This is a genomic window from Bartonella sp. AC130YNZD, from assembly GCF_042196865.1.
Classification (GTDB): Bacteria; Pseudomonadota; Alphaproteobacteria; order Rhizobiales; family Rhizobiaceae; genus Bartonella.
Genome location: NZ_JBHIQZ010000188.1, coordinates 1 through 550 on the forward strand (window position 1 = coordinate 1; position 550 = coordinate 550).

Annotated in this window: 1 pseudogene; it reads left to right on the forward strand. The window is 38.4% G+C overall.

Annotated features, from left to right (window positions below):
• Positions 1-550: pseudogene (locus ACFINU_RS10385) on the forward strand (filamentous hemagglutinin); the annotation flags it as partial.

Consider the following 550-nt stretch of genomic DNA (forward strand, 5'->3'; position numbering starts at 1 on the left):
CAGCCGCAATATCATTATTTAACGCCTGAAGAACAACAGAATTTACAAAAAGGTTCTGATGGCAAGGTTCATGTTTTTCTCAATGGTATTTTTACAACACCAGATGACGCAGCCCATAATGCGGTTCAGTTGGCTGATAACAAGAATGATCCACACTATTTTCTGATGTTCCCTCATAGCGATTCGTTCTTGGTAGATTTGTTCATTGCAGGGTATCAGTATGCTCTAGAAGGTAAGTTGGGTATTTTGACCAATTCGACGAAGAAGTACCAGAATCTGTTGTATAGCCTTGGCAATATAGGATTGCATACTGATGCGCATAGCCGTGGCAGTATGACAGCGGGCAATGGATCGCATGATTTAGAAAAGCATGGTGTTCATGGTATAGCAAAGAAAACAACGATTAATTTCTTTGGACCAGCTTATAATACTCAAAACATGGCAGATACGTTATATATCTTAAGTGATGGAAAGCAGGATTACGTAAACTTGGAAAATCATAAAAATGACTTTGTTGGTACAAAGATTGGCAAAAATCCTTACACTTTTG